The organism is Pseudomonas sp. IT-P74, assembly GCF_949768175.1.
Classification (GTDB): Bacteria; Pseudomonadota; Gammaproteobacteria; order Pseudomonadales; family Pseudomonadaceae; genus Aquipseudomonas.
The window spans coordinates 144,457-167,548 of sequence record NZ_CATKQD010000002.1 but is presented as its reverse complement, the minus strand read 5'-3'; the positions used below and the strand labels follow the sequence as shown (position 1 = coordinate 167,548).

Annotated in this window: 25 protein-coding genes; 12 read left to right on the top strand and 13 right to left on the bottom strand. The window is 61.7% G+C overall.

What is annotated here, in order from left to right:
- Window positions 1–47 precede the first annotated feature (47 nt).
- Entirely contained in the window at window positions 48–1,022 is a 975-nt protein-coding gene (gene ftrA, locus ACM6J5_RS02240; RefSeq protein WP_095945672.1) for a transcriptional regulator FtrA, read from the bottom strand.
- 101 nt (window positions 1,023–1,123) lie between these two features.
- Here ftrA and ACM6J5_RS02235 point away from each other — a divergent pair, with 101 nt between their 5' ends.
- Window positions 1,124–1,558: a rhodanese-like domain-containing protein gene (locus tag ACM6J5_RS02235; protein WP_414927716.1), complete on the top strand. Its 435-nt coding sequence runs from the start codon at window positions 1,124–1,126 to the stop codon at window positions 1,556–1,558.
- 31 nt (window positions 1,559–1,589) lie between these two features.
- On the opposite strand, the gene ACM6J5_RS02230 is transcribed toward ACM6J5_RS02235, so the two are convergent.
- Window positions 1,590–2,231, bottom strand: a complete 642-nt coding sequence (locus ACM6J5_RS02230; protein ID WP_414927715.1) for a type 1 glutamine amidotransferase — start codon at window positions 2,229–2,231, stop codon at window positions 1,590–1,592.
- A 330-nt stretch (window positions 2,232–2,561) separates the two neighbouring features.
- Between ACM6J5_RS02230 and ACM6J5_RS02225 the strand changes: the two genes are divergently transcribed.
- The 3 genes from ACM6J5_RS02225 to ACM6J5_RS02215 all read left to right on the top strand — a co-directional run bounded on the left by ACM6J5_RS02225 (window position 2,562) and on the right by ACM6J5_RS02215 (window position 5,557).
- Complete coding sequence (locus ACM6J5_RS02225; RefSeq protein ID WP_095945675.1) at window positions 2,562–3,341, top strand: ABC transporter substrate-binding protein; 780 nt, start codon at window positions 2,562–2,564, stop codon at window positions 3,339–3,341.
- Window positions 3,342–3,545: 204 nt separating this feature from the next.
- Window positions 3,546–4,658 (top strand): succinylglutamate desuccinylase/aspartoacylase family protein, encoded by a 1,113-nt coding sequence (locus ACM6J5_RS02220; RefSeq protein WP_095945676.1) that lies wholly within the window; start codon window positions 3,546–3,548, stop codon window positions 4,656–4,658.
- Between the two features lie 182 nt (window positions 4,659–4,840).
- Window positions 4,841–5,557 carry an alpha/beta hydrolase gene (locus tag ACM6J5_RS02215; protein ID WP_095945677.1) on the top strand — a complete coding sequence of 239 codons (717 nt, stop codon included), beginning with the start codon at window positions 4,841–4,843 and terminating at the stop codon, window positions 5,555–5,557.
- A gap of 3 nt (window positions 5,558–5,560) precedes the next feature.
- Here ACM6J5_RS02215 and ACM6J5_RS02210 read toward each other — a convergent pair whose 3' ends face one another.
- The 5 genes from ACM6J5_RS02210 to ACM6J5_RS02190 all read right to left on the bottom strand — a co-directional run bounded on the left by ACM6J5_RS02210 (window position 5,561) and on the right by ACM6J5_RS02190 (window position 10,066).
- The gene (locus tag ACM6J5_RS02210) at window positions 5,561–6,127 is read right to left on the bottom strand and encodes a hypothetical protein (RefSeq protein WP_150674099.1); all 567 of its coding nucleotides are present in this window, start codon (window positions 6,125–6,127) and stop codon (window positions 5,561–5,563) included.
- 138 nt (window positions 6,128–6,265) lie between these two features.
- Window positions 6,266–7,060, bottom strand: coding sequence for a hypothetical protein (locus ACM6J5_RS02205; RefSeq protein ID WP_095945679.1), 795 nt, complete (start codon window positions 7,058–7,060; stop codon window positions 6,266–6,268).
- A gap of 412 nt (window positions 7,061–7,472) precedes the next feature.
- Entirely contained in the window at window positions 7,473–8,654 is a 1,182-nt protein-coding gene (locus ACM6J5_RS02200; protein WP_095945680.1) for an acetyl-CoA C-acetyltransferase, read from the bottom strand.
- Window positions 8,655–8,665: 11 nt separating this feature from the next.
- Window positions 8,666–9,331 carry a CoA transferase subunit B gene (locus ACM6J5_RS02195; protein WP_008026717.1) on the bottom strand — a complete coding sequence of 222 codons (666 nt, stop codon included), beginning with the start codon at window positions 9,329–9,331 and terminating at the stop codon, window positions 8,666–8,668.
- A gap of 36 nt (window positions 9,332–9,367) precedes the next feature.
- Entirely contained in the window at window positions 9,368–10,066 is a 699-nt protein-coding gene (locus ACM6J5_RS02190; RefSeq protein WP_046043267.1) for a CoA transferase subunit A, read from the bottom strand.
- Window positions 10,067–10,241: 175 nt separating this feature from the next.
- On the opposite strand from ACM6J5_RS02190, the gene ACM6J5_RS02185 reads away from it, so the two are divergent.
- Window positions 10,242–11,144, top strand: a complete 903-nt coding sequence (locus ACM6J5_RS02185; protein ID WP_414927714.1) for a LysR substrate-binding domain-containing protein — start codon at window positions 10,242–10,244, stop codon at window positions 11,142–11,144.
- A gap of 115 nt (window positions 11,145–11,259) precedes the next feature.
- Here ACM6J5_RS02185 and ACM6J5_RS02180 read toward each other — a convergent pair whose 3' ends face one another.
- Complete coding sequence (locus ACM6J5_RS02180; protein WP_414927713.1) at window positions 11,260–12,102, bottom strand: NAD-dependent protein deacetylase; 843 nt, start codon at window positions 12,100–12,102, stop codon at window positions 11,260–11,262.
- A 124-nt stretch (window positions 12,103–12,226) separates the two neighbouring features.
- Window positions 12,227–13,273, bottom strand: a complete 1,047-nt coding sequence (locus ACM6J5_RS02175; RefSeq protein ID WP_414927754.1) for a class I SAM-dependent methyltransferase — start codon at window positions 13,271–13,273, stop codon at window positions 12,227–12,229.
- A gap of 440 nt (window positions 13,274–13,713) precedes the next feature.
- Here ACM6J5_RS02175 and ACM6J5_RS02170 point away from each other — a divergent pair, with 440 nt between their 5' ends.
- Together ACM6J5_RS02170 and ACM6J5_RS02165 are read left to right on the top strand one after the other, a co-directional pair.
- Window positions 13,714–14,556 carry a DUF692 domain-containing protein gene (locus ACM6J5_RS02170; protein WP_095945684.1) on the top strand — a complete coding sequence of 281 codons (843 nt, stop codon included), beginning with the start codon at window positions 13,714–13,716 and terminating at the stop codon, window positions 14,554–14,556.
- Window positions 14,549–15,304 carry a DUF2063 domain-containing protein gene (locus ACM6J5_RS02165; RefSeq protein WP_414927712.1) on the top strand — a complete coding sequence of 252 codons (756 nt, stop codon included), beginning with the start codon at window positions 14,549–14,551 and terminating at the stop codon, window positions 15,302–15,304. Before ACM6J5_RS02170 ends, ACM6J5_RS02165 begins: the two co-directional genes overlap by 8 nt.
- A gap of 662 nt (window positions 15,305–15,966) precedes the next feature.
- Here the strand turns inward: ACM6J5_RS02165 and ACM6J5_RS02160 are convergent.
- Together ACM6J5_RS02160 and ACM6J5_RS02155 are read right to left on the bottom strand one after the other, a co-directional pair.
- Window positions 15,967–17,277 carry an ATP-binding protein gene (locus tag ACM6J5_RS02160; protein WP_414927711.1) on the bottom strand — a complete coding sequence of 437 codons (1,311 nt, stop codon included), beginning with the start codon at window positions 17,275–17,277 and terminating at the stop codon, window positions 15,967–15,969.
- The gene (locus tag ACM6J5_RS02155) at window positions 17,274–18,014 is read right to left on the bottom strand and encodes a response regulator (protein ID WP_095946382.1); all 741 of its coding nucleotides are present in this window, start codon (window positions 18,012–18,014) and stop codon (window positions 17,274–17,276) included. Before ACM6J5_RS02155 ends, ACM6J5_RS02160 begins: the two co-directional genes overlap by 4 nt.
- Window positions 18,015–18,320: 306 nt before the next feature.
- Between ACM6J5_RS02155 and ACM6J5_RS02150 the strand changes: the two genes are divergently transcribed.
- The 4 genes from ACM6J5_RS02150 (at window position 18,321) to ACM6J5_RS02135 (ending at window position 20,627) form a co-directional block, all read left to right on the top strand.
- Entirely contained in the window at window positions 18,321–18,584 is a 264-nt protein-coding gene (locus ACM6J5_RS02150) for a DUF2790 domain-containing protein (protein WP_095946383.1), read from the top strand.
- A gap of 48 nt (window positions 18,585–18,632) precedes the next feature.
- On the top strand, window positions 18,633–18,845 hold the full coding sequence (locus tag ACM6J5_RS02145; RefSeq protein WP_095946384.1) for a hypothetical protein: 213 nt from the start codon (window positions 18,633–18,635) through the stop codon (window positions 18,843–18,845).
- Window positions 18,846–18,991: 146 nt separating this feature from the next.
- Window positions 18,992–20,209: a cytochrome c biogenesis protein DipZ gene (locus tag ACM6J5_RS02140; RefSeq protein ID WP_414927710.1), complete on the top strand. Its 1,218-nt coding sequence runs from the start codon at window positions 18,992–18,994 to the stop codon at window positions 20,207–20,209.
- 148 nt (window positions 20,210–20,357) lie between these two features.
- Window positions 20,358–20,627 (top strand): DUF4242 domain-containing protein, encoded by a 270-nt coding sequence (locus ACM6J5_RS02135; RefSeq protein ID WP_095946386.1) that lies wholly within the window; start codon window positions 20,358–20,360, stop codon window positions 20,625–20,627.
- 97 nt (window positions 20,628–20,724) lie between these two features.
- Here the strand turns inward: ACM6J5_RS02135 and ACM6J5_RS02130 are convergent, their stop codons facing one another.
- Both ACM6J5_RS02130 and pcsA read right to left on the bottom strand, forming a co-directional pair.
- Window positions 20,725–21,111 (bottom strand): DUF488 domain-containing protein, encoded by a 387-nt coding sequence (locus tag ACM6J5_RS02130; RefSeq protein ID WP_414927709.1) that lies wholly within the window; start codon window positions 21,109–21,111, stop codon window positions 20,725–20,727.
- Window positions 21,112–21,113: 2 nt separating this feature from the next.
- Window positions 21,114–21,836, bottom strand: a complete 723-nt coding sequence (gene pcsA / locus ACM6J5_RS02125) for a phosphatidylcholine synthase (protein WP_095946388.1) — start codon at window positions 21,834–21,836, stop codon at window positions 21,114–21,116.
- A 257-nt stretch (window positions 21,837–22,093) separates the two neighbouring features.
- Here pcsA and ACM6J5_RS02120 point away from each other — a divergent pair, with 257 nt between their 5' ends.
- Complete coding sequence (locus ACM6J5_RS02120) at window positions 22,094–22,822, top strand: tellurite resistance TerB family protein (protein ID WP_414927708.1); 729 nt, start codon at window positions 22,094–22,096, stop codon at window positions 22,820–22,822.
- The last annotated feature ends 270 nt before the right edge of the window (window positions 22,823–23,092 follow it).

The following is a 23,092-nucleotide window of genomic DNA, read 5'->3' as shown; positions in this document are numbered from 1 at the left end:
GCTCATGTGGGAGCGAGCCTGCTCGCGAAGGGGCCCCTGAGAGCACATCAAGAAACAGCACTGCCCCCACGCCCAAACCGCTCCCGATACACCGAAGGCGGCACGCCAACCACCGTTCGAAAGGCCACCCGAAAACTTTCCACCGAGCGATAACCACAACGCTCGGCAATCTGCTCGGTGTTCTGGTCGCTGCTTTCCAGCAGTTCGCGGGCACGGCCCAGGCGTTCGTGCTGCAACCAGGTTTTTGGTGACTGGCCGCTGGCTTCGGTGAAGCGGCGCAGGAAGGTGCGTTCGCTCATGGCGGCTTCGCTGGCCAGGTCGCGTACCTCCAGCGGTTCGTGCAAACGCTCACGTGCCCACTGCATGACGCGGGAAAGATCGCTGCGCGGTGTAGGACTGACCGGCGTCGGTATGAATTGCGCCTGGCCACCGCTGCGTTGCGGCGACATGACCAGGCGTCGCGCCACGGAATTGGCCACCTGGGTGCCGAAATCCCGCGCCACCAGGTGCAGGCAGGCATCAATGCCTGCCGCGCTGCCGGCGGAGGTGATCAATTGGCCGGAATCGACATACAGCACGTCCGGGTCCACCAGGATGCCGGGAAAGCGCTCGGCCAGTTCCGAAGTATAGCGCCAGTGCGTGGTCGCTCCGTGTCCATCGAGCAACCCGGTGGCGGCGAGGACGAAAACACCGGAGCAGATCGACAGCAACCGCGCCCCCCGGGCATGGGCCTGGCGCAGGGCGGCGACCAGTTCCGCCGGCACCGCGGCGCTGCGGTCGCGCCAACCGGGAATGATGATGGTGCGGGCATCGGCGAGCATTTCCATGCCGCCATCGGCCAGCACCTGGATACCGCCCATGGCACGCATCGGACCTTGATCGACCGCGACGATGCGATGCTCGTACCACGGAAAATCGAATTCAGGTCGTGGCAGGCCGAAGATCTCCACGGCGATGCCGAACTCGAACGTGCACAGGCCGTCGTAGGCCAGAATCGCGACCGTTCCTGGGGTTGGGTGCATTTGGCGGAAAGTTCCCGGTGAGTGTCTTGTGCGCCACTGTAGCCGCAAATGGCTGGCGGATAAAGTCCTCCCACACCCACCGCTTATTTGGAGTACAGCCCATGACCAGCCTGGTTCGCGAAATTCCCGCCGCCCCCTCGGCCATCGCCCTGATGCATTTCAGCAACCGTCTGACCTTCGAAACCGATTGTTCCGACGTCCACGGCAGCCAGCAGGCTGGCGAAGTCGATTTCATTCTGGTGGATGTTCGTGGTCCGCTGGCGTTCGAACGCGGGCATGTACCGGGAGCGATCAACATTCCCGGGCGCTTGCTGAGCGCCGGAAGCCTGGCGGGTTATCCGAAGAACAGCCTGTTTGTGGTGTATTGCGCCGGGCCGCATTGCAACGGCGCCAATAAGGCGGCGGTGAAACTGGCGGCCCTGGGTTATCCGGTCAAGGAGATGATCGGCGGCGTGACCGGGTGGCTGGATGAAGGGTTTGAGTTGAGTGCCGGGGTACAGCGGCAAGCCAGCAGCGTGATCGGTTGCGAATGCTGATACCCAAACCCCCTCGCCAAAGGTCTGTATTTCAGCGACAGGCAGAGGCTGCCCACCACTCATCCAGTGTCGCCTCTAACCACTTGGCCACTGCTGCGTAAGCATCAGTCTCCTGCGACCCTCGGGGCAACGGCGACTCATCGCCAAAGTGCGCATTAAGCATGGCCACCGACTCGGCGTTCCACTCCGGATGAAACTGCAACCCCAGCAGCAAAGGCCCGGCGCGGTACATCTGCTGCGCACAGTGTTCGCTGCTGGCCAACAGCTGCGCGGCAGGTGGCAGGTCGATGGCGTCTTCGTGCCACTCCAGCACCTTCAGCGCTTGCCCATCGATGAAGGTCACGGTGGTCCATCCGGTTTCGGTCCGGTCCATCCGTCGCACATTCCCGCCCAGGCTCAACGCCAGCAACTGCGCACCCAGGCAAATGGCGAACACGGCCGCGTCCTGATCCAGCGTGCCTCTGAGCCATTGCCGTTCGGCTTCCAGCCAGGCAGGGCCGGCGTTGGATTCATAAGGCCCGCCCAACAGGATCACGGGATCGGCACTGACGGGCGGCAATTGACCGAGGTCGGCGCGAAACGCCTTCAGCGTCAGCCCTCGGGATTCGGCCCAGGTCGCGATGGCGCCCGGACCTTCGGCGGGGTGGTGCTGGATCAGGTTCAACGTGGGCATCACGCTACTCTCGATGGGACGCAAGGGCGCTCAATGTGCCGCAAATCACCGGGCATCGCCAGTCGTCCCGTTCTGTCGGATGGAGCCTTAAAACCTGTAGGTCGGGTCTTAAAACGAGATATGTCCGACAGACTTTGCTCCGTCATGGCGCGTTCACCTCGACGCCTCCCTCCAGGTGCCACTTTTCTATAAATATTTGTCGCCTCGGCGTAATTTGCCCTCCTGTAGCCGCTCTAGACTGCCGGCCACTTCGGTTCCCGCTCATAAAGCAATGACCGAACGCTGCCAATCGAAGCTGCCAATAAAAGCCTCCGCACACAGGAGTTATAAATGAAGAAGCTAGTGATGTTCGGTGCCCTGGCACTGTCGCTGTTGTCCCTGACCGCCGTGGCCGCAGACGCCAAGCCGATCCGCATCGGTATCGAAGCCGGCTACCCGCCATTCTCGATGAAAACCCCTGACGGCAAACTCACCGGTTTCGACGTGGATATCGGCGATGCGCTGTGCGAGCAGATGAAAGTCAAGTGCACCTGGGTCGAGCAAGAGTTCGACGGCCTGATCCCGGCGCTGAAGGTCAAGAAAATCGACGCCATCCTGTCGTCCATGACCATCACTGACGACCGCAAGAAGAACGTCGATTTCACCATCAAGTACTACCACACCCCGGCGCGCTTCGTGATGAAGGAAGGCAGCGACGTCAAGGACCCGCTGACCGAACTCAAGGGCAAGAAAGTCGGTGTTCTGCGCGCCAGTACCCACGACCGCTTCGCCACTGAAGTGCTGCAACCGGCGGGCATTGTCCTGGTGCGCTACGGCTCCCAGCAGGAAGCCAACCTGGACATGGTGTCCGGTCGCATTGACGCGTTGCTGGCCGACTCGGTCAACCTGGACGACGGTTTCCTGAAAACCGACGCCGGTAAAGGTTTTGCCTTCGTCGGCCCTGAGTACAACGATCCGAAATACTTCGGTGGCGGTGCCGGCATTGCCGTGCGCAAGGGTGATAAGGAACTGGCGGACAAGTTCAACACTGCCATCACTGAAATCCGCGCCAACGGCAAGTACAAGCAAGTGCAGGACAAGTACTTCAAGTTTGACGTTTACGGCGAGTAATCCAGCCGTTTGGAAAAATGGCAACCGTTGGCGCGGTTGCCATTTTTTTTGTGCTTTCTTTCTATTGAAACGAGATACCTGTGGGAGCGAGCCTGTTCGCGAAGGCGGCGGTACATTCAACATCCATGTTGCCTGACATGACACTTTCGCGAGCAGGCTCGCTCCCACAGGTGATCTTGCCGTTCTGACATCAGGAGTCCCCCCATGCAACGCATCGACCACAAACTGCCCTGGAGCCACCTGGGCAGCGAGCGCACCCTCAGCGTGTTTCGTTATGGCGCGGGCACGCGCAAGGTGTACATCCAGGCCAGCCTGCACGCCGACGAATTGCCGGGCATGCGCACGGCCTGGGAGTTGAAGAAACGCCTGGCCGAACTTGAACAGCAGGGACAATTGAAGGGTGTGATCGAACTGGTGCCGGTGGCCAATCCCATTGGCCTCGACCAGCACGTGCAAGGCAGCCACATGGGGCGTTTCGAGCTCGGCAGCGGCAAGAACTTCAACCGCTCGTTCGTCGAACTCAGTGCACCGGTGGCCGCGTTGATCGGTGATCGTCTCGGCAACGATGCCCAAGCCAACATCGCGCTGATTCGTCAGACCATGGGCCAGGTCCTCGACGGCTTGCCGGCGGCGCCATCGCAGCTGGAAGCCATGCACCGCCTGTTGCTGCGCCATGCCTGCGACGCCGACATCACCCTCGACCTGCATTGCGATTTCGATGCGGCCATTCACATCTACGCATTGCCGCAGCACTGGCCGCAGTGGCAATCCCTGGCGGCGCGCCTGAAGGCCGGTGTGGCGCTATTGTGTGAAGACTCCGGCGGCAGTTCGTTCGATGAATCCTGTTCTTCGCCATGGTTGCGCCTGGCCAGGGCGTTCCCGGCGGCGGCGATTCCACCGGCCAACCTGGCGACCACCCTGGAACTGGGCAGCATGGGCGACACCCGGGTCGACCAGGCCCAGGCCAATTGCGAGGCCATCCTCGGGTTCCTCGCCGAGCAGGGTTTCATCTCCGGCACCTGGCCGGCGGCACCGGCCGAATGCTGTGAGGGCATGCCGTTCGAAGGCACCGAGTACCTGTTCGCCCCGCATCACGGCGTGGTCAGCTTCCTGCGCGAGGCCGGGGAGTGGGTGGAGAAGGGCGATGCACTGTTCGAGGTGGTCGACCCATTGAACGACAAGGTCACCACCGTGCAGGCCGGCACCAGTGGCGTGCTGTTTGCCATCGACCGTGGGCGCTACACCCAGCCGGGCAGCTGGCAGGCGAAAGTCGCCGGGCGCGAGCCGATTCGGGTGGGCAAGTTGATCAACGACTGATCCAGGTACTTCGCTGTCTGTCCTGGCCTCATCGCGAGCAGGCTCGCTCCTACAGTGGAATGCATTTCATATGTAGGAGCGAGCCTGCTCGCGAAGGCGGCATCCGCCACGCTAGAGATGCCTCTGCCTACTGACCAGTGTTAGGCTCTTCCCCGAATCCTGCATTCAGTGAAGGAAGCCCCATGTTGAAGATGCTCGCGCTGCTCACGCTCTTGCTATCCACCGCCGTCCACGCCCAAACCCCGCTGCAAACCGACCTGCCGCTCAAGTACCTGGCGCAGGCCAGCGCCGATTCGACCCATCAACCCCTGGTGATTTTTCTCCACGGTTACGGCAGTAACGAGCAGGACCTGTTCGATATCAAGGATGGCTTGCCCAAGTCCTACACCTACCTGTCGGTGCGGGCGCCGATGGTGATGCAAGAGGGTAGCTACCAGTGGTTTCGCAAGAAGGGCGAAGGGGCCTACAACGGCGAGACCGATGATCTGAAGTCCAGCGGCCAATTGCTGCTGGATTTCGTCGCACAGGCCACGAAGAAATATCAGACCGAACCCGAGAAGGTGTTCCTGGTCGGTTTCAGCCAGGGCGCGATCATGTCCTACGAAACAGGCTTGCGGCATCCCGAGGCGCTCGGCGGGATCGCTGCGTTGAGCGGGCGGATTCTGCCGGTGCTCAAGTCCGAGCTCCAACCGGATGAAAAACGCCAGTCGCTGGCTATTTTCATCGGTCATGGCGAACAGGACAAACGCCTGCCATTGAGCGACGGCACCGAAGCCAACAGCCTGTTGCAGAGCGTGTCACTCGAGCCCGAGTTTCACGCTTACCCCGGTGTCGGTCACAGCATCAGTGCCGACGAGGTACAGGATCTGAGCGCCTGGTTGCAGCGTCTCAACCCTTGAGCCTCATTTTCCGCTGACGATCTGTTTGACCAGGGTTTCGTGGGCCGCCATGTCGCCTGGGCGGGAAATCACCTGGATCACCGCCATGCGGGTGCCGGATGCCGCCATCAACGTGGTGGTGAGGGTCATGCCACCGCCCTGGGTGGCAGTGCCGTCGATCTGGCGCAGGCCCAGCCCGTTTGTCCGGGTCAGGGCTTTCTCGCTGAGCTTGTTGTAGTCGGGCAGGGATTTGTGTTGCGCCGCATCGAAGTCGGCCACGGTGCCGTCGAGGAACCCGCCGTCGTTGTCCTTGACGCTGATACCGTTGGGCAGGGTGTTTTCAGCGGCAATCACCACGGTCTTGGTGGTCTCGTTGCTGTACAGGGTGCCGCTGGCACCGTCCGGGCTGGCCGGCAGCGGGTTGGCGATGAAACCCTTGGGCAGGTTGAAGGTGAACTTGCTGCCGAGCATCGAGACTTTATGGGTGGGCGTATTGCTGGAAGCGGCCTTGGCGGCCTGCGCATTCAAAGCCCCAAGGCCGGTAGCGACGGCCAACAGAAGGACAAGGGCTTTTTTACTCAACAATGACATCGGGATCTCCAGGGATGGGCGCGCGGTGGGGCGCGATCATCCCATGGAGGTTGCGATGCATTCCAGTGTGCTCTACCCAGCGGTCGCCTTGGCCAAGTATCCACCTATGCTGAGGACAGCCCGATGAGCTGATGCAGCTTAGCGTTTGATGGCTGCTCCTTCAGTGTCAGTCGCCGGGCCCGCCGGCCGCGCCAGCAAACGCTTGGTCACGCCCAGCATGGCCACCGACACCGCGACGCCCAGTACAAAAGCGTTCATTCCCATCGTCGGCAGGGCCAGGGCCAACACCAGGCAGAAGGCGGCGAACGAGTACATGCCGGTGGCGGTGGCGCACAACAGCGCGGCGGTGAAGGCCGGGCCACGGGTTTGCTGGGAGAATACCGCCATCACGCTGCCCAATACCGGGAACACCGCCAGCAGGCCGCTCCAGCGGTCGCCGACGGTGCTGGCCAGCAGAGTCACGATCAGGGTGAGCAACGCACCGGCCACCATGCGCAACAGGAGTTTGTCGGACTTCGGTGCCGGACCACTGAGCACCGGTTGCACGGTGGGGAACAAGTACGGTGCAGCGAGCAGCGCGGTGGCGGCGGAGCACACCGAAAACATCAGGGAGGCCGGGATCAGCGACAGGGCAACCGCCACCAGTGCCCAGACCGACAGTGAGATCAGCAGCGCCAGCGGCCATCCGGCCCGTTGTGCGACTTGGGCGTAAGTCACGCAGAACGCAATCATCGCGAACATGGCCGACAGCGCGGCGGTGGCCGATTGCGCGGCGAACGCCTGGCCTTGTTCGAGGGCGAGGAACAACAGGATCGGTCCGACCACTACCGGCAACCCCGATAACCAACCGGCCACGCTCGGCCCCCAGCGTTTGCCCGCCAGGGAAATCAGTAGCAGGAAGCCTGGGATCACCAGCAATTTGAGGATCAACACGCGCACGTCTCCGACCTGTGTGAAGTGGCAACGGTAACATTGCATCGGGTAGATTGCTTTATTTGTATGTGGATTTTGTATACAAAATCCAAGCCCTTTGAAAATTGTGCGAAAGGTCTTTGCGCATACGTTTTTTGGACATCCCGCGATGGGGTCAATCCGCTATGGTTGAATCTGCAGTTTTTGAGGTGACAGTTCGGGCCTCATCGCGAGCAGGCTCGCCCCCACAGTTAACTTTCTGTGACCACAAATCCCCTGTGGGAGCGAGCCTGCTCGCGAAGAACGATGACTCGGTCCACCTGAAAAAACGCAGGCAAAAAAGAACCCGGTGCGACTTGCATCGTACCGGGTGTTTTTCCAGGCGGTCACGGATCTTCGTGGGTCCCCGCGCCGTCTGTTGAACGCTGTTGGCTTACGCCCGTTCGAGCGCCAGTGCCACGCCCTGACCACCACCGATACACAGGGTGGCGAGGCCTTTTTTGGCGTCGCGCTTGAGCATTTCATGCAGCAGGGTCACCAGCACGCGGCAACCCGAGGCACCGATCGGGTGACCCAGGGCGATGGCGCCGCCGTTGACGTTGACCTTGTTCAAGTCCCATTCCAGGTCCTTGGCCACCGCCAGCGATTGCGCGGCGAAGGCTTCGTTGGCTTCAACCAGCTCAAGCTGGTCGATGCTCCAGCCGGCCTTGTCCAGGCAGCGGCGAGTGGCCGACACCGGGCCGATGCCCATGATCGCCGGATCGACGCCTGCATTGGCGTAGGCAGCGATTTTCGCCAGTACCGGCAGGCCGAGGGCCTTGGCTTTTTCCGCGCTCATCAGGATCACGGCGGCGGCACCGTCGTTCAGCGACGAAGCGTTGCCGGCGGTCACCGAACCGTCCTTCTTGAAGGCGGCTTTGAGTTTGCCCAGGGATTCGGCGGTGGTGCCGGCCCGTGGTTGCTCGTCGGTGGCGAAGGACAGCGGATCGCCCTTGCGCTGCGGGATCAGGATCGGGGTGATTTCATCGACGAAGCGCCCGGCTTCGATGGCGGCTACGGCTTTCTGCTGCGAGGCGGCGGCGAACGCGTCCTGCTGCTCGCGAGTCAGGCTGTATTTCTCGGCCAGGTTCTCGGCGGTGATGCCCATGTGGTAATCGTTGAACGCATCCCACAGGCCATCGCTGATCATGGTGTCGACGATTTGCCCGTTGCCCATGCGCAGGCCGGTGCGGGCGCCGGGCATGACGTAGTTGGCCAGGCTCATGTTTTCCTGGCCGCCGGCGATGATCACCTCGGCGTCGCCGCAGCGGATCGCCTGGGCGCCCAGGTGCAGGGCTTTAAGACCCGAGCCGCAGACCTTGTTCAAAGTCATGGCCGGTACGGCGAAGGGCAGGCCGGCCTTGATCGCGGCCTGGCGCGCAGGGTTTTGCCCGGCGCCGGCGGTCAGCACCTGGCCCATGATCACTTCATCGACTTGTGCAGGGTCCAGGCCGGTTTGCGCCAGCAGCTGGCGGATCACCGCAGCGCCCAGGTCAACCGCGGACACATTGGCCAGGGATCCCTGGAAGCTGCCGATCGCGGTGCGCGTGGCGGCAACAATGACGACTTCTTGCATGGAATGATTCCTCACTGGGCAGCGAACTGCATTTCCGGTACGTGGTCCGGCACGATCAGTTTACCGGCTGTTTTGGCGACGATCTCTTCGACGCTGACGCCCGGTGCACGTTCTTTGAGAATGAACGCGCCGTTTTCGATTTCCAGATAGGCCAGGTCGGTCAGTACACGCTTGATGCACCCGGCGCCGGTCAGCGGCAGGCTGCATTGGGACAACAGCTTGGACTCACCGTCCTTGGAAGCGTGAGTCATGATGACGATGATGTTGTCGGCGCCGGCCACCAGGTCCATCGCGCCGCCCATGCCCTTGACCAGTTTGCCGGGGATCATCCACGAGGCGATATTGCCTTGCACGTCCACTTCGAACGCGCCCAGCACGGTCAGGTCGACATGACCGCCGCGGATCATCGCGAAGGACTCGGCGGAGGAGAAAATCGACGCGCCGGTGCGTGCGGTCACGGTTTGCTTGCCGGCGTTGATCATGTCGGCATCGATGGTTTCTTCGGTAGGAAACGGACCCATGCCCAGCAGGCCGTTTTCCGACTGCAGCATGACTTCCATGCCTTCGGGGATGTAGTTGGCGACCAGGGTCGGAATGCCGATGCCCAGGTTCACGTAGAAGCCGTCCTGCATTTCGCGGGCGACGCGTTGAGCCATTTGTTCGCGGGAAAGTGCCATTGTCGTTATTCCTTCATTCGGTCCGGGGGCAGGGGATCACTTACGCACGGTGCGCTGTTCGATGCGCTTCTCGAACGTGCCGCAGATGATCCGGTCGACGTAGATGCCAGGGGTGTGGATCTGCGCCGGGTCCAGCTCGCCGGGTTCGACGATTTCTTCGACTTCGACCACGGTGATCTTGCCGGCGGTGGCCGCCAGCGGGTTGAAGTTCTGGGCGGTGTGGCGATAGATCACGTTACCGAAATGGTCGGCTTTCCAGCCTTTGACGATGGCGAAGTCGCCGGTGATGGATTCTTCCATCAGGTACTTGCGGCCATGGAATTCGCGGACTTCCTTGCCTTCGGCGACTGGAGTGCCAACGCCGGTGGCGGTGAAAAAGGCCGGGATGCCGGCGCCGCCTGCGCGCATTTTTTCGGCGAGGGTGCCTTGCGGGGTCAGGGTGACTTCGATTTCGCCCTTGAGCAGTTGCTCTTCGAACAGCTTGTTTTCGCCGACATAGGAGGCCACCACTTTGCTGATCTGGCGGTCGGTCAGCAGTACGCCCAGGCCGAAACCGTCGACGCCGCAGTTATTGGAAACCACGGTGAGATCGCGGGTGCCCTTGCGCTTGATCTCGTTGATCAGGTTCTCCGGGATCCCGCACAGGCCGAAGCCGCCGGCGATCACGGTCATGCCGTCTTCAAGACCTGCCAGTGCTTCCTCGTAGGAACTCACGCGCTTGTCGAAACCTGCCATATGCACCTCTTTTATTCTTTGTGGGCGGCTGGCTAGCCGAATGGGATGGAGTGTCTCGCTGTGAGATTCATTTGTTAAGTTGTTTTTTAGAGCGGATTGATTGATAAAGCTCAATAATGTTTTGTCTCTTCTATTGCAGCTTAGAACCTGAAGCTTACAACCGGAGCATCGCCCCATGACCGTCAAGCAGATCCGCGCCTTTCTGGCCGTGGCCCAGAGCCTGAGCTTTGCCGTGGCCTGCGAGCGCCTGCACCTGTCGCAATCGGCCCTGAGCCTGACCATCAAGGCGCTGGAGGAGGGCTTGGGCGGGCGCTTGTTCACCCGTAACACACGTAACGTGTCGCTCACCGCCGAAGGCGAATCCCTGGTGCCGCTGGCGCGCCGCTTGATCGCCGACTGGGACAATGTCGAGGATGAACTGCGTCAGCGCTTCACCCTGCAGCGCGGTCGCGTGACCCTGGCGGCGATGCCGTCGTTTGCCGGCAACCTGCTGCCGCCGATCCTCAAGACCTTCCGCGCGCGCTATCCGAATGTCAACGTGACGGTCAATGACGTGATCAACGAGCAGGTGCTGGAAATGGTCCGTGACCGCCAGGTGGAGCTTGGGGTGGCGTTCGAGCCGACCCAGAGTTCGTCGCTGCAATTTACGCCGTTGTACATCGACCGATTCGTCGCGGTGGTGCCCCTGGATTCGGCGCTGGCCGAACTCGATGACATCGACTGGCAGACCCTGCTCAAGGAACCGTTCATTACCTTGCAGCGACCGTCGACGGTGCGGGTGATGCTGGAAGAACACTTGCAGGCCCGGGGCATGAAGCTGCCGGTGGAGTTTGAAAGCCATCAACTGGCGACGGTCGGGCGCATGGTCGCCAGCGGCCTGGGCGTGAGCGCGGTGCCGGCCTTGTGCGCCGGGCAGATGCGCGAACTGGGGGCGCGTTGCATTACCTTGCGCGACCCTGTGGTGGAGCGGGCGCTGGGGGTGCTGACGTTGCCGGGGGGAGAGCTGTCGGCGGCGGCGCAGGCGTTGTTTGATGTGCTCAAAGAGGAAAATCTTGGGCAGCGAGTTGCCATGAGCTGATCACAATCCTCTGTAGGAGCGAGCCTGCTCGCGATGGCGGTGTGTCAGTTGACAAAGATGTTGTATGTGCCGGCCCCATCGCGAGCAGGCTCACTCCTACAGGGATCGGGTTTCGTCAGTTGCCAAGTAGCTTCGCCAATACTGGTAACAACCGCTCGCACGACTCCTCGATCTTCAAATCCAGCATCTCATCGGCCCGGGTCTTGCCCAGGTTGATCGCAATCAACGGCTTGCCCTGATCCACCACCGCCCGGCACAAGCGAAACGCCGAATAGGCCATCAACGACGAGCCAATCACCAACAGCCCCGCAGCCTGTTCGACGGCGGCCATCGCCTTGGCCGCCGTGGCCTGTGCGACGTTCTCGCCAAAAAACACCACATCCGGCTTCATCCGTTCCCCGGCGCAATGCGGACAGCGGGGGACCTTGAAGCGTTCCTCGAAGGCCGGGTCGAGCAAGGTGTCGCCGTCCGGCGCCTGCATCGCGTCGACGCCGGCCAGGTAGGGGTTCTGTGTTTCCATCAGGTACTGGATCGAATCGCGTTCACTGCGCTGGCCGCAATCCAGGCACAACACCCGGTGCAGACTGCCGTGGAGTTCGATCACGTCACGGCTGCCGGCCTGGTCGTGCAGGGTGTCGACGTTCTGGGTGATCAGCCCGCTGATCTGCCGCGTGCCTTGCAAGCGGGCCAGGGTGTCGTGGGCCACGTTCGGTTGTGCCAGTCGCACCCGTGGCCAGCCGAGCATCGCCCGCGCCCAATAGCGTCGCCGGGACTCCGGGGCCGAGAGAAATTCCTGGTACATCATTGGCTGTCGGCCACGCCGCAGGCCCTGGCTGTCGCGATAATCCGGGATACCCGAGGGCGTGCTGATACCGGCACCGGTCAGCACTGCAAACGGCGCGTCGGCCATGAACTGATGGAGGCGATCGAGTTGGTCACGGGTCTGGCGATCGAGCATGCCGGGAAACCTGTAGGAGCGAGCTTGCTCGCGATGGAGTGTCAGTCGTCATCAATATAGCTGACACACCATCGTCGGAATGCCGCCCGGACCAAGCTCGCTCCTACAGAGATGGCGGCGGGGACTATTTACGTGCCTCCAGGATCAGGTTGAACGGCGTTTCAGTCGCCCGGCGGAATTGAGTGAAACCCGCTTCGGTGAACACCTTGCGCAACCGCGCTTCACCGGCCTGGGCACCGAGGCCGAGGCCTACTTCCTGGGACAGCGAGTTGGGCGTGCAAATAAAGGTCGACGCCGCGTAAAACAGGCGTCCGACCGGGTTGACGTTGTCGTCGAGCAAGTCGTTGGCGTAGGGCTCGACCAGCAGCACGGTGCCGTCGTCTTTCAATGATTCATAAGCATGCTTGGCCGCGCCCACCGGGTCGCCCATGTCGTGCAGACAGTCGAAGTAGCAGATCAGATCGTAGTCGCTGCCGGGGTAACTTTTGGCCGTGCCCTGGAAGAACCGGGCCCGATCGGACACACCCCCTTCTTCGGCCCGTTGCGTGGCAACGGTAACGGACGGCGCGTGGTAGTCGAAACCGACGAAGCGCGAATCCGGAAACGCCTGGGCCATGATCACCGTCGAGGCGCCATGGCCGCAGCCGATGTCCGCCACTTTGGCCCCTGCCTCCAGTTTGGCCACCACGCCGTCGAGGGCCGGCAACCATTCGGCAACCAAATGGGCTTTGTAGCCGGGGCGGAAGAAGCGTTCGGTCCCGCTGAACATGCACGGATGGTGATCGCCCCAGGGCAGGGCGCCGTCGCCGCGCATCGCTTTGACCAGTTTGTCCTTGTCATGGAAAAACGATGCGACCACGCCGATCCCGCCCGCCACATAAACCGGTGAGTCTTCGTTTGCCAGAGCCATGGCTTGCTCTTCGGGGAGGCGGAACTGGCCGTTGCGATGTTCCATGTAGCCCGAGGCGGCGTGGGCACTGAGCCATTCGCGCAACAGACGGGTGTTGCAGCCGGTTTTCTCGGCAAGGGTTTCGGGGGTGATGGGCTGACTGTCGGCCATCGCCCGGTACAGGCCGAGCTCTTCGCCGAGGATGACGTTGGCGAGCATCGCCGCGCCGCCCATGTCATTCACCAGTTTGCCCATGAAATCGTTAAGTCTGGCCTCGTCCATCATGTGTGCTCCTTCAGCAGGATCACGGTCCAGAGGCATTGTCTGGCGAGGTGCTCGCCGCTGGGCGGTGGTCGTTGGAATGTGCAGGGCGCTGAGCGGGCCCTGTGTGCGTTAAGTTTAGTTCGGGCCTTGTATTGCGTGGTCTGGCGCGACGAAAGCGGCGAGCCTGGCACAACCCTCTGTCGGAGCGAGCTTGCTCGCGAAGGTCGTCAACGATAACGCGCGCTGTCTGGATATACACGGTGTGCTCGGGTTTTTCGCGAGCAAGCTCGCTCCTACAGGGGGTGGCGTTGTGTATTGCAGTGTGTCCAGCCCCGGTTTCGATACATAGCCATCCATTGTCGTGCCCTGTCGAACACAGTCCCGATACACCCCTTCGATTAACTGTGTCTCAAGGCGGGCACCTGCCCGCAATCCTGGACACATGCGAGATCGACACCATGCAGACATCCATCCCCCCCGTAGCCAAGGCCAGCGCAGGGCTTGGCCTGCGTCGCGGTTTACTCAAAGACCTCCAGGCCGCACCGGCAGGCGATTTCGACTTTCTGGAAGTCGCGCCGGAAAACTGGATCGGCATCGGCGGCGCCCACGGCGCGGCATTGGGCGCCCTGGCGGAACGCTATCCGTTGTCCTGTCATGGCCTGTCCCTGTCCCTCGGTGGGCCGTCGCCGCTGGACATCGTTTTTTTGCAGGAAGTCCGGGTTTTTCTCGATCACTACAACGTGCCGCTGTATAGCGAGCATTTGAGCTATTGCAGCGATGACGGCCACCTGTACGACCTGTTGCCGCTGCCGTTTACCGAAGAGGCGGTGCACCACGTCGCCGCGCGTATCCGCCAGGCCCAGGACATTCTCGGGCGACGTCTGGCGGTGGAAAACGTTTCCTATTACGCCGCGCCCCAACAGGACATGGAGGAGGTGACGTTCACCAATGCCGTGCTGTGTGAGGCCGATTGCGACCTGCTGCTGGACGTCAACAACGTCTACGTCAATTCGATCAACCACGGCTTCGATCCGCAGGCGTTTCTGGCGGGCATCGATTCAGGCAGGGTGGTGGCGATGCACATTGCCGGGCATTTCGACGAGTCCGATACTTTGAAGATCGACACCCATGGCGCTTCGGTCAAACCGGCGGTGTGGTCGTTGCTGGCCCAGGCTTATGCCCGGTTTGGCGCGCAACCGACCTTGCTGGAGCGGGATTTCAACTTTCCCGTATTCGCCGAACTGGTGGCGGAACTGCAGACCATTCGCCGCCTGCAACGGGAGGGCGTGAACCGTGGATAAGTCGAGTCTTTTGCATCAACAAACCACCCTGGGCCTGTACCTGCGCGACCCTGAACACAACGCGCCACCCACTGAAATGGACCCGGTGCGGGCACAGGTTTATCGCGATCTGGTGTTCGCCAACCTGTCTTCGCTGCTCAGTGGCACCTTTCCGGTGTTAGTGAAGGTTCTGGGGGATGAACGCTGGCGTTCGCTGGTGCGGATCTTTCTGCGGGACTACCGCGCTCGCACGCCGAAATTTGGTGAGATCGCCCAGGAGTTTGTCGAGTTTCTCGCGGCCGGGCCTCAGGCGTTGAGCAATGGGTCGTGGCCGCCGTTCATGGTGGAACTGGCGCATTACGAGTGGGTGGAAATGGCGCTGCAGCAGTCTGACGCCGAGCCTCTGGTTGCCGGTGATGCCGCATTGCTGATGGATCGGCCCTTGCAGGTGTCGCCGCTGGCCTGGCCGTTGGCGTATGCCTGGCCGGTGCAACGGGTGGGGCCGGATTGTCAGCCTGATGTGGTGCCTGCTCAGCCGACCTTGTTGCTGGTGCGTCGTGCCGAGGACTGGGGAGTGAAGTTTTCTGAACTGAGTCCGTTGGCGTGGCGGTTGTTGCAGCGAATTGGCGAGTTTCCCGAGTTGACCGGGCGTGAGCAGTTGCAGGGATTGGCGGTCGAGGCGGGGATGGTGGGGGATTTGGCTTTTCTGGAGGGTGGGTTGGCTTTATTGCGGCAGATGCATGGGGAGGGGGTTGTTGGTGTTGGTTGATCTTCTTTGACCTTGGCGGCCTCTGGGCCGACCAGGCTCTTGGTTGATTGAGTACATATCCGTTTCTGCGGTAACGGCGACTTATGGTTTCGCCCTTACGGCGAGTCCCTTTGGCAAACGCCCCAAAGGAACCAAAGGTCTCGCCCCTTACGTACGGCCCCTCGCTAAGGCTCGGTGTTCCTTCGCTGCGGTATTCATCCGGGGGCATTGCCCTCCGGTCGGCTTCGCTTCGACCTACATGCAATGAGTTCGACTGCGTCGAACGGCGCTGCGCACCAGTCCCCGGATGAACACCTCCACTCAGCCTGCCGATGGGGGCGGGTGGATCAAGATCAAGAGCTGCAGGCGAGCTAACGCTCGGCCTGATGAGTGGTGAAAAGCGGCGCGGTGTACGCCGCTCTGCCTTTGCCTTTGCCTTTCTGTGGGAGCGAGCTTGCTCGCGATGGTGGCCTGCCAGCCGATCGAAATCTTTCGGATGTACTGAGTACCTGTGGGAGCGGCGGTGCGGCGATCCGACTTGCCCGCGAAGGCGTCCTGCCAGCCGAGCAATATCTCGCGGATGTACTGAGTACCTGTGGGAGCGAGCCTGCTCGCGATGACGGCCTGCCAGCCAACCATTCTTTACGGCAAGGCCGATATCCTCACCCTTAAGCCAAACCCTTCTACACCGGCAACTTCAGCTCCGCGCACAACCCGCCACCCTCACGATTGCTCAAGGTCAACGACCCTCCAATTGCAACCGCTAGCTGCTGGGCGATCGCCAGCCCCAACCCGGTGCCGCCGGTGCTGCGGTTGCGGGAACTCTCAACGCGATAGAACGGTTCCATCACTTGCTTGAGCTCCTCCTCGGCGATCCCCGGGCCTCGGTCAAGGATCCTGATCGACAGATTGCCATCGGCCCGTTTTTCCACCTGCAATTGAGCAGCACCGGCAAACTTCAATGCGTTGTCCGTCAGGTTGACCAGCACCCGGCGCAAGGCGTGGGGACGGGTGTCGATGACGGCTGCGCTTTTGCCGGTGAGCTGCACGTCCTTGCCCACGTCCTGATAATCGAACACCAGGCTATCGAGGAACGAGTCGAGGTCGGTGCGGCGGCTTTCTTCGGTGGCGCCGTGGATGCTGCGGGCGTAGGCCACGCCTTCGCGGACCAGGTGTTCCATTTCGCCCAGGTCGTTCCACAGTTTGTCTTTTTCGCTGGAGTCGTCCATGAACTCGGCACGCAGTTTCATGCGGGTGATCGGGGTTTGCAGGTCGTGGGAAATTGCCGCGAGCAACTGCATGCGTTCCTTCAGGTAGGCCGCGATGCGTGCCTGCATCGAGTTGAAGGCCCTGGCGGCGTGGGCGACTTCGGTCGGGCCTTTTTCGTCCAGGAGTACTGGGTGCGCGTTGGGGTCCAGGGTTTCTACCGCACCGGCGAGGCGGGTGAGGGGGCGGATGGCAATTCTGACCGCCAGCCAGGAGCAGGCCAGCGTCAGCGCCAGTTGCCCGAGCAACACGATGGGCAGCCAGGGCGACAACGGCACCATCGCCGGGCGGACGTCGATGGTCAGCGGGCTGCCATCCGCCAGTTTCAAATGCACTTGAAAATGTTTTTTCGGCCCGGGGATGTCGGTAAAGGTCATCGGGTAATCGTGACCGATGGCGTCCTTGATCGAGGCAATGGCAATGGGCGCATCGGGCATGTCGGTGCGGATGGGCGTGCCCGGCGAACCCTCATTGAGCAGGTAACTGTAATTGCGCCGTTCCAATTGTTTGAGCCACGCGGCTCGCTCATCGACGGGCAAGCGGTCGAGGATGGCAACGGAGGTGGAAACGTCGGTTTCCAGGTTGCCGAGCATGGTGTTTTTCGAGGACTCGTAGCGTTCGTAGTACTGCGCGCCGAAGGACAGCGCCTGGGCAAGGATCAGGCCGATCAGGAAAATCAGCGACAGCCGCGAGGCCAGGGTGCGCGGCCAATGCAGCGCCAGGGTCATGATTGATCGCCCAGGATTTCCACCGGCAGGGAAAACACATAGCCTTCGCTGCGTACGGTCTTGATGTAGGCCGGTTCCCGGGCGTCGTCGAGCAAGCGCTGGCGCAGGCGACTGACCAGCAGATCGATGGAACGGTCGAACAGGTCGGCATCGCGGCCTTGGGTCAGGTTGAGCAATTGATCGCGGTTGAGCACCCGTTGCGGATGGTCGAGAAACACCCGCAGCAATCGATATTCGGCGCCACTCAGGGCCACCATGGTGCCGTCTTCATCGAGCAGGTGTCGGGCCGAGGTGTCCAGGCGCCAGCGGCCGAAAGCCAACAGCCGGCTGGCTTCGGTCACCACCAGGTTTGGCGGCAGCATGCGCGTGCGTCGCAGCACCGCGTTGATCCGCGCCAGCAGTTCACGGGCGGCGAACGGCTTGACCAGGTAGTCGTCGGCGCCCATTTCCAGGCCGAGGATGCGATCGGTTTCATCGTTGCGGGCGGTGAGCATCAGCACCGGGGTGGCCTTGTGCTTGCCGGCGCGCAATTCACGGCAGAGCACCAGGCCATCGTCCCCCGGCATCATGATGTCCAGCACGATCAGGTCCACCGGGGTGGTTTCCAGAAAGGCGCGCATCTGCCGTCCATCCGCCACGACCGTGGTGCGCAGGCCGTTCTTCTTCAGGTAGTTGCCAACCAGTTCGCGGATTTCGCGGTCATCGTCAACGATGAGGATGTGATCAACGTGATCCATTGGGCCAAACCTCTGGTAAATGGGGAATGCCACACAGTCTATCGAGCCTGGGCGGGCTCGCCTGCCGCCCTTTGTATTGCAGTGTATCTGGCTTGCCTGCGGATACACACGAAGGCAAAAAAGCCGATTTCCAGCGGTTTTGTATTGCTCTGTATCTGCGCCCGGTTCTGATACGCAGCGATTGATTCACGCCGATTCCCGACACAGACGAGATACCTCGCAGGCTTTTAATGGGTTCCATCGAGGCAAACCAGACCGCCTCGGATCAGCCAACGATCAACCTGTTGAAACCCTGAGGAACTCGCCATGAACACCAAGGCCATCTACGCCGCCTGCCTGTTTGCCGCCCTGAACATCTGCACCTTGTCGGCCCGTGCCGAAGCCGATGTCACTCCCGAAACCTACACCTACGGCACCCAGCTGGATATCCGCAAAGTGGTGTCGCTGAACGAGGACACAACACCTTCCTGCGGCGTGGTGAATGCGCGGCTGACGTACCTCGACTCCCAGTCCCGGACCCAGGTGCTGAATTACAGCAAGTTCGCTGACAACTGCAACTCGGAAAACTGAGTGTCGCGATCAATCACCGCTCAATCCATTTGAAACAGGAAGGACATCATGAACAACATTTCCCGCCACCTGACCGCCATCGTCTTTGCCGTCGCCGGTGCGGCGGCCCATGCCAACGCTGCTGTCGAGCAGAGCGCCTGCGCCGGCAACACCTGCTTCCAGCTCACGCCGGTGGCGCAGAAGGATACCCAGGGCTTCCTGGCGCAGGACGGTTCCAGCCGTACTCCGCAGGGGCAGTTGCAGGATGAGCAGACCGCTTGAGAACACCCCCGATCCACTGTAGGAGCGAGCCTGCTCGCGATAGCGATGGTTCAGTCAACGGTGTGTCGCCTGACCGGACGCCATCGCGAGCAGGCTCGCTCCTACAGTGGTGATGTGTTGCCCATTAATTTGCATCAGGTGATCCCATGTTACTCATCGCTTTCCTGGGCGGCCTATTGACCGTCCTCAGCCCGTGCATCCTGCCGGTCGTGCCCTTCCTGTTTGCCGGGGCCGACCGTACACGCTCCTCGATACTGCTGACCCTCGGCGGCATGGTCCTGACCTTTGCCCTGGTCTCCAGCCTGGCCGTGGTCAGCTGCGAGTGGGTGATCCAGGCCAGCAATACCGGCCGCCATGTCGCGCTGGCGGTGATGGTGCTGTTTGCCCTGTCGCTGATCTCCGCCCGGGTCGGTGACTGGCTGGCGCGGCCCTTCGTGCTGCTGGGCAATCGCATCGACCCGAACTCGCGCAAGATGTCCGGGCCGCTGGCGTCGATCATGATCGGTGTCGCCACCGGGCTGCTCTGGGCACCCTGCGCCGGACCGATCCTGGGGGTGATACTCACCAGCGCCATGCTGCAAGGGGCAAATGCCGGCACCAGTCTGCTGCTGGTGGCTTATGGCGCCGGCAGTGCGCTGTCCCTGGGCATCCTGATCTTCGCCGGTCGCGGCCTGGTCAATCGCTTGAAACCGTCGATTCCGGTCACCGGCTGGTTGCGTCGTGGCGCCGGGGTTGCGGTGCTGTCCGGGGCGGCGGTGATTGCAACGGGGGCCAATGACCTGTTGCTGGCCAACACCTCCTCGGAAGGTGTCAGCCGCGTGGAGAAAGGCGTGCTGGAAACAGTACCGAAAGTCGTCGATTACCTGGTCAGCAAGGTCAAGGCCGACAGCACCATGGACAACGCCCAGGGCGCCATGCCGTCGCTGTCCGGCGCGGTGGAGTGGCTCAACTCGCCGGCCCTGAGCAACGAGGCCCTGAAAGGCAAAGTGGTGCTGGTGGACTTCTGGACTTTCGACTGCATCAACTGCAAGCACACCCTGCCGTACGTGAAAGACTGGGCGAAGAAGTATGAAAAGGACGGGTTGGTGGTGATCGGCGTGCACACGCCCGAATACGGCTTTGAACGTATCATCGACAACGTCAAGGCCAAGGTGAAGGAGTACGGCATCACCTACCCGGTGGCGATCGACAACAACTACGCAATCTGGCGCAACTTCGATAACCGGTACTGGCCGGCGCACTACCTGATCGATGCCAAGGGGCAGGTGCGTTACACCCACTTCGGCGAAGGCAGCTACGACACTCAAGAACAAATGATTCAGCAGTTACTGAAGGAGGCCAGGGCCGGCGCGCCAGCGGCGTGATCCGCTCGATCGGAGCGCTACGTGGAATCTCCGGACGATCGGGCAGGCCTGGCCGACGATCGGACAGGACGCCAACGCCTATCAGGACGATAGTTTGATCACAGGGTGAGTGCTGCCCTGCCATCCAGAACAATAAAGAGAGGTTGCCATGCCTAAGTTCGTCATTGAACGTGAGATCCAGGGCGCCGGAGGTCTGTCGGAAAGGGACTTGAAAGCTGCTTCGCTCAAGTCCTGCCAGGCGTTGCGTGAGTTGCCGCAGGTGCAGTGGCTGCAGAGCTATGTCACCGCTGACAAGCTCTACTGCGTGTACATTTCGCCGAACGAGGAGCAGATCAGGGAGCACGCCCGGGTGAGCGGGTTTCCCGCCAATCGCATTTCCCAGGTCATGAACATCATCGATCCGACAACGGCGGAATGAATACCTGGAAATGGTGATCACGCGGCAGTGAGCGATAACAATGCAAAACCCTGTGGGAGCGAGCAAGCTCGCTCCCACAGGGGATTGGTGGTGCCGGCTAAATGACCTTCGCGCCACGCGCTTCCAGCAACTCGCGTAACACCGAACGGTGACAATACGCTTCATCTTCGCAATAACAACCCACCGCCAGGGACGTCTGGTGGGACAACGCGGCCAACAGATCCAGCATCTGACTGGCGGCGGGTTGGCTCATCTCGGCCTTGAATTTGCGCCGGAACATCTCCCAGGCCTTGGCATCTTGCGCAGCCTTGGCTTCGGCCACCAACTCGGCGCTGGGCGACAGCAGTGGCTGCCAGACATCATAAAAGTCCCGACGGGCGAATTCGGTTTTCGGTACACCACGGGGAGGTCGGCGTACCGTGCCCAGGCGCAAGCCTTCGTCGGGCCGACGGGGTGATCCGAGTTGAACGATATGGATCGCCATGGCTACTTGAGCCCCGATTCGTCGAACCACTCCAGCGCCGTGCGCCACAGGCAGATGCCCAGGAAGTACGCCGACATCAGCAGCCACAGCCCCATCACCAACGGGTTGATCCGTGGATGGTTGAGCACCAGCGACAGGCTGCACAGCAACCAGATGGCCGTCACCGCAATGTTGATCGGCATGAACCGGCGCACGCGAAACGGGTGCAGGAATTTCATCCGGGTCACGGTCAGCAGGGCCAGGCCGATGACCGTAACGAAGGTGATCCACGGCGACGGGGCGATGATGTACAGGCACAGGGCGACCACGTTCCAGGCGGCGGGGAAGCCCTGGAAGTAGTTGTCGGTGCTCTTCATGTTGACGTTGCAGAAGCAGAACAGCGACGACACCAGAATCAGCGACACGCTCAGCAGCAAGGTGTAGTCCGGCAACGGAATGTAGCGGTAGATGAACAGTGCCGGGATAAACACGTACGTCAGGTAGTCGATCACCAGGTCGAGGATCGAGCCATCGAAGCTCGGCAACACCGACTGGACGTTGACCTTGCGTGCCAGCGCGCCGTCCAGTCCGTCGACGATCAGGGCGACACCCAGCCACAGCAGGCAATGGGTCGGCTGGTTATCCAGCAGGGACAGGGTGGCGAGGAAAGCGGTGACCACGCCAGTGGCGGTAAAACCATGGGCGCCCCATGCTTTGAGCCTGGCGATGTACAGGGTTGAAATCACGGGGGCGTTCTCCAGTGAATGAAGCAAGCCAGTTGTCACTCCGCGTACGGGGCGGTGGCAAACCGGGTCGGGTTGCAGGTATCGACCGGGCATCCGGGAATAAGGTTCACCACTCATGAATCTTAGCTGCGCCGCAAGAAAATACCCCGGACGAATCCGGGATAGCGCAGGCGGGTCAGCCCAACGGCGCTGGCACATTCGTCTGCGGGGGCTATCGTTGCCTGACTGGATAAACGCCCTTCAAGAGGACAAACATCATGAACACCAGCGATCTGCTCGAACAATTACTGCGCGCCGGCCAGGGCTCGATGGCGCAACAGGGTGGCGCTGGCGCGTCGGCCCAGGGCGGGTTCGGCGACCTGGGTGGATTGCTCGGCGGCTTATTGGGCGGTGGCACCGGTGCGGGTGCTGGTGGCGGTGGTGCAGGGTTGGGCGGTTTGCTCGGTGGTTTGCTTGGCGGCGGTTCGCCGATGGGCGGTGCGCCACAAAGCCGTTCCAGTGGTGGCACCCATTATGCCGCCCTGGCGTCCCTGGGCATGATGGCGTTCCAGGCGTATCAGGCCTGGCAGCGCAGTCAGGCGTCGGCTCCGCAAGAAGCGCCACGGACCGTGGACTTGCTGGCCGGCCCTGAGGCCGAAGAGCACAGCCATGCGATTCTGCGGGCAATGATTGCCGCGGCCAAGGCCGATGGCCGCATCGATGAAGCCGAGAAGAAGATGATCAGCACTGAAATCGGCCGTCACACCGACGATCCGCAATTGCAGCAATGGCTGGACGAGGAGGTTGCCAAGCCACTGGACGCCAGTGATGTCGCGCAATCGGCCGCCGACCCCGGCATGGCCTCGGAGATGTACCTGGCCAGCGTGATGCTGGTGGACGACCAGCAGGACGCCGAGCGCAACTATCTGGATGAACTGGCCGCGGCATTGCGGATCGACCCGGCTCTGCAATTGCACCTGGAGCGGCAGGCCAAGGGCACTGCCTGACCCACTGCCATCGCGAGCAAGCTCACTCCCACATTTTTTGATCTCCGCCGAACGCAGATCCTGCGAGCGCTGAAAGTCCCTGGTGGGAGAGAGCCTGCTCGCGATGAGGCCGCTACAGCCAACATCCCTGGCGCCTGACACTCCGCCATCGCGAGCAGGCTCGCTCCCACATTTTTTGATCTCCGCCGAACGCAGATTCTGTGGGCGCTGAAAATACTTGTGGGAGCGAGCTTGCTCGCGATGAGGCCGCTACAGCCAACATCCCTGGCG